This window comes from Salinisphaera aquimarina, assembly GCF_042643355.1.
In the GTDB taxonomy this organism is placed as follows: domain Bacteria; phylum Pseudomonadota; class Gammaproteobacteria; order Nevskiales; family Salinisphaeraceae; genus Salinisphaera; species Salinisphaera aquimarina.
This window is the reverse complement of the sequence record NZ_JBHRSS010000015.1, coordinates 1-14280: the sequence shown is the minus strand read 5'-3', so window position 1 is coordinate 14280 and position 14280 is coordinate 1. Positions and strand designations below refer to the sequence as shown.

Here is a 14280-nt window from a genome sequence, read left to right as displayed (position 1 = left end):
GGCCAACTGGGAAGACGGCGACGACGTGATCGTGTCGCCGGCGCTGTCCAATGAAGAGGCCGAGAAGCTGTTCCCGGCCGGCTGGAACGAGCTCAAGCCCTATCTGCGCATGACTAAGCAGCCGAATAAATAGCGAGCCGGTAACGCATTAGAGCAAAAGCGTCGGGGGTAGAAGCCAGGGCCGTACCCCCGACGCGGGCCATGCCGAAGCCATTCCGAGTCCAATGGAACACCTTTCAAGCAGGTACCTACGCGTGCATAGCCAGATGGTTGCCACATACGCACGTCTGTCGAAGACATATGATGCGAGGCGGGCGTGCAGCACCGAGGCTACCCCGCTCAAAACCATTGCGTGTTTGTCGCTTGCCACCGACGATCGATTGCTCGATATCGGTTTTGGCGATGCCACCTCGAGAATCGAGACTTACAAAACCAACGGCCTATGGGTTCGCATGAGCGCCCAATATACCCATGCTTCCGCTAGGTTGCACATGGCAAGTCATCGCCGGGGAAGACAACCATGGCAATGACCGCTGGCATGCTGTGGGCTTGTACGGCGTTGGCTGCGATCGGATCGATGTTTCTGATCGTTGCGCTCCGAGCATCGCTGGAAAATACAAAAAGACGCGGGTCGACAAACAGTCTTCGGTTGGCAGTAACGGTGATGCTGACCGCCAGTCTGCTCTGGATCGATATCGTGATTTTGTGGTGCCTTGTCGAATACGGGTTGCTGGGTATCGATTTCAGCACCATGGGCTTGCGCGTCCTGATGGAGCAAGCCGGCCTCTGGGCGCCGCTCGCGTCCGTTGGTCTGATGGCTGCCCATTCGTTCCTGCCTTTCCCAGCCGAGATAATCGCGGTCGCCAACGGCATCGTGTTCGGGCCATGGATCGGCGTCGTGGTGACCTGGCTCGGCGCCATGCTCGGCGCGACCCTGAGCTACGAGGTGGCGCGCGGCCTCGGGCCGGCCGCACGAGAGCGTTTCGTCCCGTCGCGCTACCGGACCCGACTCGACGCATTCTCAATAAATATCGGGATTGCGCCCCTGCTGGTATCGCGCATGCTACCCATCGTTTCATTCAACTTGATCAACTATGCGGCCGGATTAGCCGGTGTGCCACGCTTAACTTTCCTTTGGACGACTGGCCTCGGCATATTGCCGTTGACCGTCCTCAGCGTTGTACTGGGAAGTCAGGCGCTTGAATTGCCCGTATATGCCTGGATTCTCGCAAGTGTTGCTCTAGTCGTTATCTTTGCGGCAGTCCACATGGCTACGCGATTGCGTGCGCGCGGCCACGAGACGGGACGATCGGCGGCCGCCGTGCGGGGCCGCTCACCCGGACAATCCACGCGATGACGATCTCGACGAATCTATTGTTGGCCACGGTTGCCGGCGTGCTGCTCAACCTCACGCCTTGTGTGCTTCCCGCGCTGCCAATCAAACTGCGCAGCATAGGGCGCGTTGTCGGCAACGGCAGGCGCGAGCGTCTGCTCGCCGGCGTCGCTTTGCTTGCCGGTACGTTGACTTTTTTCGGCGCGCTCGCCCTGGCTACTGCATGGTTGAACTGGACTTGGGGCACTCTGTTCCAGGCAGTATGGTTCCGGGCAGCACTGGCCGCCGTGCTTGCAGGGCTCGGTGTGTATAGCCTCGCCGGACGCGGATTCCAGCCGCCTCAATGGGCTTATCGGGTGCAAGGCGCAGGCTACGCCGAACCCTATCTGGCCGGCTTGTTGGCGGCGATACTGTCCACCCCCTGCACCGGCCCGTTTCTGGGCGGCGTCATGGCTTTCGCACTGACCCAAGCACCCAGCACGATCTTCGCTCTGTTCATAGCAGTTGGCGTGGGGTTGGCTCTGCCCTATCTGCTTCTGCTGGCACGGCCAGGGCTTATCGTACGTGTGCCGCGCAGTGGCCCGTGGTTGTCACGCGTGCAACAGGTTATGGGCCTCGTTCTACTGGCGGGCGCGACCTTCTTCGCGACCACCGTAGGGCCAGAGCGATTTGGAATGCTGCTGTGGAGTGGCTGGCTTGGCGTTCTGACGTTCTGGTTGTTGCGTGCGTTATGGATTGGTCCGGGGTTCGGCGCGCGTTTGGTACCCGCCGTGGTGCTTGCGACGCTCGCCACGGCCTCCCTCGCCATCCAATTCACTCAGGCTGGAACAGCGGGCGACCGCCTGGCGTGGCGACCGCTGACCGGATCTGAACTAGTCGCTGCGCGTACCGCAGGCGATCCGGTACTGATTGAATTCACTGCCGATTGGTGCATCAACTGCAAAGTCCTGGAGCAGACCGTGTATGCCAGCGACACCATCGTGAAATCGGCACAGGCCAAGAACATCCGCTTGCTTAGAGCTGATCTCACGCGTCCGGACGCGCGACTCGACGCCTACCTGCGTTCGTTCGGAGGGGCCGGTCTTCCATTTGCCGTCGTCTTGAGAGCCGACGGCTCGATTCATCGTCGTTTGCCAGACTTATTCACTGTAAGCACGCTTAAAGCAGCCATCGAAACGAGCACCGATTGAAATCATGGCAGATCGCAAAGACCTCATCACCCACTGGCTCATACCCCTGTTGGGCGCAATAGCCGTAGGCGGCTATTTTCTCTATTGGCAGTGGCCATCGCAATCAAACGTGTTTGATCCCGGCGCCAGCGACAGTGTTCCCGCATCGGCAGACGCCCTTTCGAGTACTGAGATCGCAGATCTATATTCGCAAGAGAGTACGACTACCGACGCCGTAGTGGGTGACCAGTTGCCCTCGAGATCAAAGCGCCTTTCAAGCGCGAGCTTCGTTCAACTTCATGCATCGCGCGAGGCGGGCCACGTTCGTGTCGAACTCATTATCGACGACCAATGGCACATCAACGCGAACCCAGCCTCATACGATTTTCTTATCCCTACGGAGGTCCATATCACTGCCGACGGTACCCAATTGCCGATCACTATGGATTATCCGGTGGGAGATCAGATATCAGTCGGCTTGGATGAGCCCATTCATGTTTATTCTGGTCGAACCGATCTCGTCGCGAGCCTGCCAGAGCGAAGCAGCGATGGGCCTTTGGAGATCAAGGCGCAAGTACAAGCATGCAATGATTCAGGCCTATGCCTGCCACCCTCGATGCTTTCTACCGAAGTACTGCCGTGACTCTTACGATCATTGTGGGCGCACGCCTTGAAAAATCTTGAGATAGGCTCTATTTTCTGATTATGCGTGGCTTCGCCGTAATCATTCTCTTAATCGTCGCTGTAGCGGCACAGGCTATGGCGCCAGATGCCACGCATGCCCATGCGGCTAATCCGCACGACAATGCGCTGGCACATGCCTCCTCTGCTGCGCCATCCGCCTCGGCCTCAAAGCATCCTGTGGGCACCGAGCAAACTACTTCCCACGACCGCTGCGCGACAGTCGGTCATTGCACAGCAAGCGCCATCGGCGCGGAGTATTTTGTGTACGAAGCGGCGCGCATGCGCGCTTCGAGAACCGCCACTCGAGTTCGCAATGAACCCGAAAGCGGCTTCGCTTTCCCTCCATACCGCCCCCCTTCTCCGACGCTATAAACAGCCGTTGAGGTACGTCTGTGCCCGCCACGGCTCACCTCAGTTTTAGCGATGGGCGAGATAGACCGCCTCAATCGGTTTTGTCTCACTTTTCTGAAACAGAAGCCGCGCCGCTAAATCCAGAGCGCCTGGATCGACGCACCCATCGTGTCTCATAGCGAAACGTTCATCATGAAACGAAATTCAAGACATTGGATGTCTTATAACGGAGATTGGAACATGTACTATTTAAAGAGAAATTCCCTGTTCAATACGCTGATAGGAGCTGCCGCGATGGCTCTGGTTAGTGTGACCGCAACAGCAGCCCAGACAAATACCGGCGGAGCGATGTCGACGGACAGTAGCAGGTCCGGAGAACGGCTCAGCGATCAGGGAATGAACCCCCACCGCGACGCACACAGCGAAGCCGTTGGAAGCGATACCCATGCCGAGGGTCTAGAACCAGGCGCCGGTTCGGTCGACAGTGCAACAAAAGGCCATCCCATGAGTGACCACGGCATGGCGCATGTGCGGGGAGAGACGGAGGGCACAATGGGCTCTGACGACTTCGACGGCAACAATGACCGGCCAGATCCCCAAAGCTTATCCGTTGATAGTGCGGCCAATGGGGATAAAAGCAGTAATTACGGAATGGAGGCGACCAAACCTTACTCGGATAACGTAAATGTCGACCCTCAGTCGCACATGCACGCTGGCCCGCATCCGGAGAAGTAATCCACTATTGAGAGAGGCCCACCGGCCTGCATAGACAGATCGGGGCACCGTAAATGCCCCGATCTCTTTTAGTAGTCAGTCGCAAACTCGAGCAGGTGCCCACCGGGCCGCGGAGTTTCCACTCGTTGCGACCAAGCTAAGTACTCAGGGTTTCAGCGCGAGTGCGTTAGCCAGTCCGAAATAGAGTTTAATTTGATCTGCTCTCTTTCTGGCTCGTATCTCATCGTTGGTGATGAATCTTCCCATAAGTGACTATCGGTCCAGTTCGCGGGGCAATGAAATATATTGTGAGGCGTGCAATTTTCTGCTAATTTTGAACAAGATGCGTGCATTCCTTATCACACTTCTTTTGCTCCAAGCACTGGTTGCTCAAGCCGGTGTACCGGGAATTTCTTGCCTACACACCAGCGGTAATACGTCCACAGACGTCACCACCGCAACGCATCTCCACGCGCAGACGGACGCGCATTCAAGTGCCAATGGGCATATGAACGATGAATCCCCCACCCACGAACGTTGCTGTTGCACGTTCATGGGTCATTGTTCATCGAGTGCCATCGATAGTCATTCACCGGGCGATGCGCAGCCAGCTCCCACTGCGCCCTTGGTGAGCCGTATTGTCGATTCTGTCGCGCGCGGCTTCTACAGTCCCCCGTACCGCCCCCCGTCTCTGACCGTATAGCTGAACATACGCGGTGCACCTGTTGCACCGACTATTTGGTTAACGGTGGTGAAAGCGCATTGCGTTCGCTTGCCTGAAGTCTAAGTCGAATCGTCGGAATTCCAGTTTTTCGGCCCTGAACGACGGCTTCGAGGACAGCGTTCCTGCATGAGCGTCACCGTTTGACGGAGACAAAATAATGAAAGTCTGGAAGACAGTCTTGGCAACCCTGGTTGTCAGCGGGCTGGTCATCGGTTTGGCGGCTGCGGGCGTGGTCTATTCGGGCGCTTACAACGTTGGCGCCAACGCCAAACACTGGCCGATTACACACTGGGTCCTCACCGCGGCGGTCCACCACTCCGTGGAACAGCACGCGGCGGATATCAAAGCGCCTGAGTTGGGTAGTGAACAGCAATTGCTTGCCGGCGCAGCTAATTTCGACGCGATGTGCAGCGGTTGTCATGAACCGCCGGGCGCGAAGCCCTCGGTTGCTGCACAAGGTATGTATCCCCGCCCACCCAACTTGGCTCATGCCGGCAAAGAGATGTCGCCGGGCGAGATTTACTGGGTCATCAAGAACGGCATCAAGGCATCTGGCATGCCCGCTTGGGGTGCGTCGCACGGCGACGAGGAAATGTGGGCGATGACCGCTTTTATTCAGCAGCTGCCCGACATGTCAAAAACCGACTACGACCGCCTATTGATGACAGCCAAGGCCGACGGCATAGGGCACCACGACGGAGAAAGTCACGAAGACGGACACGGCGACGCGGGTCACGACGACGGCGACGAGCATGCCGACGGCGGGCACAACGAAAACCCGTCCCAATCCGATTCTCACGACGATGCGCACGCGCACGGATGAACGGCATCAACAAATCAATTCAGGAACGAACACCATGAATAGACACTCTCACGACAGTGATCGAAGACGCTTGCTGCGCGCCATGGGCGCGACCGGCCTGCTGGCCGGTTTTAATGCCCTCCTTCCTGCCTATGCTCGAAGCAGCATCGGCGGTTCCCATCTAAACGCCGCTGCGGCGCAAGTCCCGGGTGGGAAGCCACGTGATGTCGTGATGGATTTCCATGTGCGTCGCGAAACCATCGATATCGCCGGCGGCCGCGCATCAGCCATCACACTCAACCATTTGACACCGGGCCCGATCCTCGAACTATGGGAGGGCAAGAACGCGCACCTGAGGGTCCACAACCATCTTGACGAATCCACCTCCATTCATTGGCACGGCATCCTGTTGCCCTTCCAGATGGACGGCGTACCCGGCGTCGCCTTCCCTGGCATAGACCCGGGCGATACTTTCGAGGTGGACTTCCCGGTCCGCCAGGCCGGTACCTATTGGTATCACAGCCATTCCGGCCTTCAGGAACAGGTCGGGCAGACCGGTCCTACCGTCATCCACTCGGCTGAAGACGATGGCATAAATGCCGACCGTGAATACGTGATCGTTCTCAACGACTGGACCTTCGAGGACCCCCATCGGCTGCTCGCCAAGCTCAAGGAAATGAGCGACTACTACAACTTCAGCGAGCGAACGGTCGGCGACCTGATGGAGGACGTCTCAAAGTCGGGTGTACAGGCTGCACTGCGTGACCGTCTTGCCTGGGGCAACATGCGCATGAGCCCGCGCGATATTGCCGACGTTACCGGCTATACCTACAGCTACCTGATGAACGGCATGCACCCTGAGTCCAACTGGACCGGCTTGTTCACCCCTGGTGAGCGCATTCGTCTGCGCGTAATCAACGCCTCCTCAATGACCTATTTCAACGTCCGCCTGCCGGGCCTGGCGATGACGGTGGTCGCGGCAGACGGCAAAGAAATCCAACCGGTCGAAACCGACGAGTTCCAGATAGGCGTGGCTGAGACGTTCGACGTGGTCGTTCAGCCCAAGGCGGATCAGGCGTACACGATCATGGCCGAAACCATGGATCGCAGCGGCTATGCCCGCGGCACGCTGGCTCCGCGTGCCGGCATGATGGCACCTGTGCCCGCTCTGCGCGAGCAGCCACAGCGCACCATGGTCGATATGGGCATGGATATGAGCAAAATGGACATGGGCGGCATGAAAATGGGCGGTGGCTCCATGGGCCATGGCTCGATGAAGCAGATGGACATGTCCGGTAGCAGCCAAGGCCCGGCCGGCATGTCACATAAAGACCACGACATGGGCGGTTCCAAGATGTCGGGAAAGATGGCTCACGGCACCGGCGCTATGGCGGGCAGCATGGGCACTGGCGCGATGATGGAGCAGTCGGGACCGATCATCGCCAAGCATGGCCCGGATCATCACGGCCCGGGCAATCTGACGGTGGCCAATGTCGAGCGTTATCGGCTCGGGGAACGCGGCACCGGCCTGGAGGATGTAAACCACCGGGTTCTCACCTACAGCCAACTGCGCAACGTCGTGCCGATGCAGGACCGCCGCGACCCGTCCAGAACCATTGAAGTTCATCTAACAGGCAATATGGACCGCTACATGTGGTCGTTCGATGGCGTGAAGTACTCGAACGCCACGCCGATCGAGTTTCCCTACGGCGAACGCATCCGACTGATTCTCGTCAACGACACGATGATGGAACACCCGATCCATCTGCACGGCATGTTCATGGAGCTTGAGAACAAGCAGGACGATTATCTGCCCTTCAAGCACACCATCAGCGTAATGCCCGGCTCTCGAGTATCTCTGCTGATCACCGCCGACGAACCGGGCCGGTGGGCCTTTCACTGCCATCTGCTCTACCACATGGAAATGGGCATGTTCCGCGTCGTGCGCGTGAGTGATCAATCGGGAGATAAGAATGCTTAACAATTATTTACTTCGTAGCGGCGGTAGCCTTTTGCTTTTCCTGGCGTCAGTCAGTGCCGTTCAGGCCGCCTCCGATGGCAAGTCGGATTTGGACTCTGTAGTGCCGGCTGGCCCGATGGATTCCGCCAGCGGTGCCCCGGTGGCCTGGTCCAAGCCGATCAACGATCAGAAACTGCATAAGTTCGTGCAAATCGACCGTCTCGAATATGGAGATCCGGAAGGTCCGAATAACTATCTCTGGGATGCGCAGGGATGGGTCGGTGGCGACTTCAACAAGCTCTGGCTCAAGACCGAGGGCGAAGGGCCGATCAACGGCGGCTCGCCGGAATCCACGGAATTTCAGGCCTTGTACAACCGAATGATCAGTCCGTTCTGGGGCGCTCAGGTCGGTCTGCGTTACGACGTCAACCCTAATCCGGACCGTGGTTTTGCAGTCATCGGCCTGCAGGGGCTCGCGCCCTACTGGTTCGAATCCGATACCGCGTTGTTCGTCAGCGAAGACGGCGACGTGAGCTTTCGTGGCGAGTTCGAGTACGAATTGCTGCTCACCCAGCGCTTGATCCTGCAACCCCGGCTGGAAATCAACGCCTCGGCACGCGACACACCTGAATATGGCTTAGGAAGAGGCCTGAACAACACCGAGATGGGTGTACGCCTACGCTACGAAATCCGGCGCGAATTTGCGCCTTATATCGGCGTGCGCTGGGAACAAAAATACGGTGATACCAAGGACATCGCACGTGCGGAAGGCGAATCGACATCGTCGACCGCTTTCGTGGTCGGCGTCCGCGCCTGGTACTAGCCGGTGCTATGAGCGGGTGTCGATCCGGAATTGGATCGACGTTCGCTCCCTGTTCGACACGGTAAACAAGCCCGACATGGGCACATCGTTATGACTGGCTGTTCAACGACAGAATAAGGTACTCCATGATTCCAAACTGGCTTCACTGGCTGTCCATCGCGTCGCTACTCGTGGCATTCGCCTGCGCCTCCATCATCGCAGCGGACGAGCGAACGCATCCACAGAAGATGTGGATCATGAACGTGGTCTGGCCGGTCACCGCGCTTTTCGGGTCGGTCTTCGCGGTATGGGGCTACTATCGCTACGGGCGCCTCGCCGCACAGGACGGCGTCGAGGACCACACGGCCGCGACGCCCTACCCAGCCATGGTAGGCAAAGGCTCGAGTCACTGTGGAAGTGGCTGCACCTTGGGCGACATCTGTGCGGAGTGGCTGGCGTTCTCCCTTCCAGTCATTGCGACCTGGTTCGGTTGGCACACGCTGTTCGAAACCAAGATGTTCGCAGTATGGGTTCTTGATTACCTCTTCGCTTTTGGCTTCGGGATTGCCTTTCAGTATTTCACCATCAAACCCATGCGTGACGTTACCGCTTGGCAGGGTCTGATTGCCGCCGTTAAAGCCGACACGCTATCACTCACCGCATGGCAAATCGGTATGTACGGCTTCATGGCCGTGGCGCATTTCTGGATCTTTGCGGCCTTTCTGGGTACTGAACTGAAGACAAATACAGTCGAGTTCTGGTTCATGATGCAGATCGCGATGCTGTTCGGCTTTGCCACCAGTTACCCGGTCAACTGGTGGCTGATTCGGATCGGCGTCAAGGAGAAGATGTGACCGGGGAACGCACCATCGCGACTCGAGGAATGCACAGCATGCCGACAGCCGTTTCAGACCTTGACTCTGTATGTGACTACGGACTTAGTGTCTCGTCAAAACCAACACGCCATTGCGGCAGAGCACGGCCATGCGCACCACAGACGCGACGACTGAAAACGACCCGGTCTGCGGGATGACCGTGAACACGGACGGCCCGCATTCATACGCGTACGAGGACCGCAGCTACCACTTTTGCAGTGCGCGCTGTCGTGAGCGGTTCATCGACGATCCGGATCACTTTCTGAATGTCGATGCGCGGGACGAGCAGGCCCTGCCCGGCGCCACGTACATCTGCCCCATGCACCCGGAGATCGAAGAAGATGCGCCCGGTGATTGCCCGAAATGCGGCATGGCCCTGGAAGCGTCCGGACCGCCGCGGCGCCGGACGCAATACACCTGCCCCATGCACCCCGAGATCGTTCAGGACGCACCGGGCGATTGCCCCAAGTGCGGCATGGCGCTGGAGCCGACCACCGTGTCCGCCAATGACGAAGACGACGGCGAACTCAAGATCATGCGTCGGCGCTTTTGGCTCAGTGTGCCGCTGTCTGCGGCTGTACTACTGCTGGCCATGGGCGAGATGCTGCCGGCGCTGGGTGTCCGTGACCTGTTCGGCGCCAGCTTCGGCTGGATCCAGTTCGCGCTGGCCACGCCGGTCGTCCTTTGGTGCGGCGGCTTTGCCTTCCAGCGGGCCTGGAAATCGGTAGTCAACGTCAGCCCCAATATGTGGACATTGATCGCACTCGGGGTCGGTGCCGCCTACGGTTTTTCGGTCTTCGCGCTGCTATTGCCCGATGTGCTGCCGGCCGCCTTCAAGAGCGGCGCGGGCCACGCACCCCTCTATTTCGAAGCGGCGTCGGTGATCATCACGCTGATCCTGCTCGGTCAGGTGATGGAAGCGCGCGCACGCGGGCAAACCTCGCAGGCCTTGAAGTCGCTGCTCGACCTGGCGCCGCCGAGCGCGCGTCGAATCAAGGACAACGGTGAGGAAGAGGAAGTCTCACTGGATGCGCTCAAGACTGGGGATCGGCTTCGAGTGAGGCCTGGCGAAAAAGTACCGATCGACGGCGAGATCATCGAAGGCCGGTCGACGCTGGACGAATCCATGATCACCGGGGAGCCCATCCCACAAGAGAAGAACGTCGGCGATTCGGTGACCGGAGCCACAGTCAATCAGGCCGGTAGCTTCGTCATGCGTGCTGATCGCGTAGGCGACGACACTGTGCTCGCCCGTATCGTTGACATGGTCGCCAAGGCGCAGCGTTCGCGTGCGCCCATTCAAGCGTTGGCCGATAAGTTCGCCGGCATTTTCGTGCCGGCCGTCGTCGGCACAGCGGCCGTCGCTTTTATCGTCTGGGCTCTGGTCGGGCCTGCGCCGGCATTGGCCTACGCATTGGTCGCGGCAATCTCGGTCCTGATCATCGCCTGCCCGTGTGCGCTGGGGCTGGCCACGCCCATGTCGGTGATGGTGGGTGTCGGGCGAGGGGCCAGCGAAGGTGTCCTCATTCGTGACGCAGAAGCGCTCGAACTCATGGAACAGGTCGACGTGCTCCTGGTCGACAAAACCGGCACGCTGACTGAGGGTAAACCCAAGTTGGTCGGGGTCGAGACCGTGGGCGAATTCGAACGCTCTGAATTTCTGCGTCTCGTGGCCTCGCTCGAAAATGCCAGCGAGCATCCGCTCGCTCGCGCGATCATTGAGGGGGCGGCCGAACGAGATATCAAGCCGCAGAGCGTCTCCGAATTCGAATCATTCACAGGACGCGGTGTGCATGGAAACGTCGGCGGACACACTGTACTCATCGGCAACAGTCGACTAATGCACGACTATGACATTGATGATCAGTCGCTGGCCGACACGGCTGACCACCGGCGCAGCCGCGGCGAAACGGTCATGATCGTCGCCGTTGACGGTACGCTTGCCGGCCTGGTGGCCGTCGCAGACCCAGTCAAATCAGCGACACCCGAAGCTGTACGAATACTGCACGAAGCGGGATTGCGACTGATCATGCTGACCGGCGACAACGAAATGACGGCTCGCGCAGTTGCCAAAGAACTCGGAATCGACGAAGTCCACGCCGGTGCCCTTCCCGATGACAAGCATGCGTTCGTCAAAAAGCTTCAGAAAGAAGGAAAAAAGGTCGCCATGGCGGGCGATGGTGTGAACGATGCGCCCGCGCTTGCACAAGCGGACGTCGGTATCGCCATGGGCACGGGCACGGACGTCGCCATGGAGAGCGCGCGCATAACGCTGGTCAAAGGTGACTTGCGTGGAATCGCAAAAGCAAGGCGGTTGTCTGAACAAACCATGAGCAATATTCGCCAGAATCTTTTCTTCGCCTTTATCTATAACGCGGCTGGCGTGCCTGTTGCGGCGGGGATTCTTTATCCTTTTATCGGCACACTGCTCTCGCCCATGCTTGCAGCAGCAGCCATGAGCCTGTCGTCCGTATCGGTCATCACGAATGCGCTTAGATTACGCAAGTCGCGACTTTAAATCGGTGACGAGGCCGTTACAGGAATTATTGAGTTTCTACATGCAACCAACTTGCCGCAACGCGCTTGAATATCGACTGTTGCTGAGTTCTGGCGAGATGCTGTCCACATGAATTCGTGCGAAACAAAGTCGTAGGCAGTGCGCTCCCGACCACGACTGCCGTGCGGGACATAGACACTCGGGGCTGATGACTGTTTACGAATATTGCTTCCGAAATGATCCGTGCCCTATTGCCGGTTATGTTCGTCTGACCAAATCTTTGGAGTAGTTATCGATGCACAAGAATAATATTGGTCTTTGGCAGCACAGTCACTCGTTTGGACAAGAGCAAAAACGATCCGGTGAGAAGCGCACTCTTATAGTAGTGGCACTCACGCTCGTCATGATGATCTGGGAGATCGCCGCGGGCTGGTCATATGGCTCGATGGCATTGCTCGCCGATGGCCTCCACATGGGATCGCATGCGACGGCTTTGGGCATTGCAGTCTTCGCCTACGCCTACGCACGAAAGAACGCCAACAGCACCCACTTTAGTTTCGGCACGGGCAAGGTCAACGCCCTAGGTGGTTTCACCGGTGCTGTGTTGCTCGCGGGCTTTGCCCTGTTCATGGCGGCCGAGAGCGTCGAGCGTTTTATTCACCCAGTGACAATCTCGTTTAACGCGGCAATTTTCGTCGCCATAGTGGGTTTGGCGGTTAATGGATTGTCCGCCTGGATACTCGGGCACGACCATGATCACGGACATTCGCACAGCCCCCCCTCTAGCCATGACCATGACCACAATCGGCGCGCCGCATATTTCCACGTACTTGCCGACGCATTGACTTCTCTTCTTGCGATTTTCGCATTACTCGCCGGCAAGTACGCCGGTTGGAACTGGATGGACCCGGCGATGGGTATTCTGGGCGCGGTTCTAGTTACACGCTGGGCTTGGGGATTGTTGCGCGATACATCAGCGGTCTTGCTGGATAGACAGAATGCAATATTAGAGCGAGCGATTAGAGACACGATCGAAATCGACGACGAGATTGCGAGTGATTTGCATGTTTGGTCAATCGGACCCGGTCTCTACGCTGTAATTGTCGCCGTGGTGACACACCACCCCCAGCCCTCGAGTCACTACCGAGAGAAAATCTCCACTGCCCATTCTTCAGTTGCGCATGTGACTGTCGAGGTCCAGGCCTGCTCGAGTCAACACGATCGCGCGCATGCATCTTGATGGGATGGGAAGCTGTTTTGCTTACGACAACTCAAATTATTAAACGCGTTTTGCACGTTTACTCTGTAATCTCGGGGATAAAAATGAAGAAGCCCGTACTTCAGAGCTCGTGCTGCCGGAAAACAGGTTTTGCGCGGGGCAATAGTCGATCTAACAGTGCTTGCGCCTGTCCCTCGGGAACTTTTCACGGCCCAGGAATACGGATTATGATCAACGCGTTTCGGACCTTTATCATCGCAGCCTTACTGGGTTGTACCCTGGCCGCGATTGGTCCGGCAGAGGCAGCGCGTCTCGATCCGGGACCCGGAGTGTATAGCTTCTCAGGCGTATCTAACCTGACGGGACTGGGCCAAGACCTTCGCTGCACGCTGACGCTGACCGGTAGCGTAGAACTCGACAGCGACGGTGACGTCACCTTGAGTGTCACACGGGGCGCCGCTACTGGCGATTTCGCCACCGGTTGCAGTCTGGTGGGATTTGAGTTTCCTTGGAAGGCGATCATACCGGCGACAGCCATTCCGGCCAATCCATCGCAGACCGTACCGATAATATTCCAGAATGTCATTGTCACGGCAGCAACGCGTACTTGCACCGATCAGCCGACGACTGTCACCGCTCAATTCAGTAATGGCATGCCGATTGACGAGCCGTCGACGCTCTACATCGACGCCAAAATTGGGCGCTGCAGCGTGACCGGTACATTCCACGCGAAGACCGATGTGAATCTCACGCGCTGATTTCCACACAGGCGCTTTTATTATTGCTGACGCGCCAGATGCTGTATTAAAGGCAATCGTACGGCTTACTCTGTAGGGCCAGAGCCCATTCTTGAATATCACTGAGCAAGCATAGCCAGTCGCGGTAGTGGCTAGATGGCATAAAAGGGATCGCACGAATATGCGGACTACGTCGATAGACGCGGGTTGACAGTCGTCAGGCCGGCCCCTCTTCACTTGTAGTTTAACTAACGACCTTTCTAACTTCCCAGAAACTCGCGAATTTAGGTTTTACAGGAGCAACACATTGGAATATCTCGTCAAAAGTGGCAGCCCGGAAAAGCAGCGTGTCGGCTGCGTGGTGGTGGGTATCTTCGATCGCCGCAAGCCTTCAACGCAAGCCGAAGCGCTCG

At 58.0% G+C, this 14280-nt stretch carries 11 protein-coding genes and 1 pseudogene; all 12 read left to right on the top strand.

Features of this window, described 5'->3' with window-relative positions:
* Nucleotides 1–133, top strand: a pseudogene (locus ACFOSU_RS20950) (peroxidase); the annotation flags it as partial.
* A 387-nt stretch (nucleotides 134–520) separates the two neighbouring features.
* On the top strand, nucleotides 521–1357 hold the full coding sequence (locus ACFOSU_RS20945) for a TVP38/TMEM64 family protein (protein WP_353250919.1): 837 nt from the start codon (nucleotides 521–523) through the stop codon (nucleotides 1355–1357).
* Nucleotides 1354–2523 (top strand): protein-disulfide reductase DsbD family protein, encoded by a 1170-nt coding sequence (locus ACFOSU_RS20940; RefSeq protein ID WP_353250918.1) that lies wholly within the window; start codon nucleotides 1354–1356, stop codon nucleotides 2521–2523. Before ACFOSU_RS20945 ends, ACFOSU_RS20940 begins: the two co-directional genes overlap by 4 nt.
* A 4-nt stretch (nucleotides 2524–2527) precedes the next feature.
* Nucleotides 2528–3145, top strand: a complete 618-nt coding sequence (locus ACFOSU_RS20935) for a protein-disulfide reductase DsbD domain-containing protein (protein WP_380692008.1) — start codon at nucleotides 2528–2530, stop codon at nucleotides 3143–3145.
* Nucleotides 3146–3777: 632 nt separating this feature from the next.
* Nucleotides 3778–4272 carry a UbiA family prenyltransferase gene (locus tag ACFOSU_RS20930; protein ID WP_380692007.1) on the top strand — a complete coding sequence of 165 codons (495 nt, stop codon included), beginning with the start codon at nucleotides 3778–3780 and terminating at the stop codon, nucleotides 4270–4272.
* Between the two features lie 860 nt (nucleotides 4273–5132).
* Nucleotides 5133–5798, top strand: coding sequence for a c-type cytochrome (locus ACFOSU_RS20925; protein WP_380692006.1), 666 nt, complete (start codon nucleotides 5133–5135; stop codon nucleotides 5796–5798).
* 34 nt (nucleotides 5799–5832) lie between these two features.
* Nucleotides 5833–7758: a copper resistance system multicopper oxidase gene (locus ACFOSU_RS20920; RefSeq protein ID WP_380692004.1), complete on the top strand. Its 1926-nt coding sequence runs from the start codon at nucleotides 5833–5835 to the stop codon at nucleotides 7756–7758.
* 115 nt (nucleotides 7759–7873) lie between these two features.
* Entirely contained in the window at nucleotides 7874–8560 is a 687-nt protein-coding gene (locus tag ACFOSU_RS20915; protein WP_380692003.1) for a copper resistance protein B, read from the top strand.
* Nucleotides 8561–8685: 125 nt separating this feature from the next.
* Nucleotides 8686–9393, top strand: a complete 708-nt coding sequence (locus ACFOSU_RS20910; RefSeq protein WP_380692002.1) for a DUF4396 domain-containing protein — start codon at nucleotides 8686–8688, stop codon at nucleotides 9391–9393.
* A gap of 130 nt (nucleotides 9394–9523) precedes the next feature.
* Nucleotides 9524–11932: a heavy metal translocating P-type ATPase gene (locus tag ACFOSU_RS20905; protein WP_380692001.1), complete on the top strand. Its 2409-nt coding sequence runs from the start codon at nucleotides 9524–9526 to the stop codon at nucleotides 11930–11932.
* Nucleotides 11933–12206: 274 nt separating this feature from the next.
* Nucleotides 12207–13151 (top strand): CDF family Co(II)/Ni(II) efflux transporter DmeF, encoded by a 945-nt coding sequence (dmeF, locus tag ACFOSU_RS20900; RefSeq protein ID WP_380692000.1) that lies wholly within the window; start codon nucleotides 12207–12209, stop codon nucleotides 13149–13151.
* Between the two features lie 206 nt (nucleotides 13152–13357).
* Nucleotides 13358–13888 (top strand): hypothetical protein, encoded by a 531-nt coding sequence (locus ACFOSU_RS20895; protein ID WP_380691999.1) that lies wholly within the window; start codon nucleotides 13358–13360, stop codon nucleotides 13886–13888.
* Nucleotides 13889–14280: the final 392 nt, after the last annotated feature.

Coding starts and splice junctions, on each gene's coding strand:
- ACFOSU_RS20945 (WP_353250919.1), top strand. CDS start 521: ATGGCAATGACCGCTGGCATGCTGTGGGCTTGTACGGCGTTGGCTGCG.
- ACFOSU_RS20940 (WP_353250918.1), top strand. CDS start 1,354: ATGACGATCTCGACGAATCTATTGTTGGCCACGGTTGCCGGCGTGCTG.
- ACFOSU_RS20935 (WP_380692008.1), top strand. CDS start 2,528: ATGGCAGATCGCAAAGACCTCATCACCCACTGGCTCATACCCCTGTTG.
- ACFOSU_RS20930 (WP_380692007.1), top strand. CDS start 3,778: ATGTACTATTTAAAGAGAAATTCCCTGTTCAATACGCTGATAGGAGCT.
- ACFOSU_RS20925 (WP_380692006.1), top strand. CDS start 5,133: ATGAAAGTCTGGAAGACAGTCTTGGCAACCCTGGTTGTCAGCGGGCTG.
- ACFOSU_RS20920 (WP_380692004.1), top strand. CDS start 5,833: ATGAATAGACACTCTCACGACAGTGATCGAAGACGCTTGCTGCGCGCC.
- ACFOSU_RS20915 (WP_380692003.1), top strand. CDS start 7,874: ATGGATTCCGCCAGCGGTGCCCCGGTGGCCTGGTCCAAGCCGATCAAC.
- ACFOSU_RS20910 (WP_380692002.1), top strand. CDS start 8,686: ATGATTCCAAACTGGCTTCACTGGCTGTCCATCGCGTCGCTACTCGTG.
- ACFOSU_RS20905 (WP_380692001.1), top strand. CDS start 9,524: ATGCGCACCACAGACGCGACGACTGAAAACGACCCGGTCTGCGGGATG.
- dmeF (WP_380692000.1), top strand. CDS start 12,207: ATGCACAAGAATAATATTGGTCTTTGGCAGCACAGTCACTCGTTTGGA.
- ACFOSU_RS20895 (WP_380691999.1), top strand. CDS start 13,358: ATGATCAACGCGTTTCGGACCTTTATCATCGCAGCCTTACTGGGTTGT.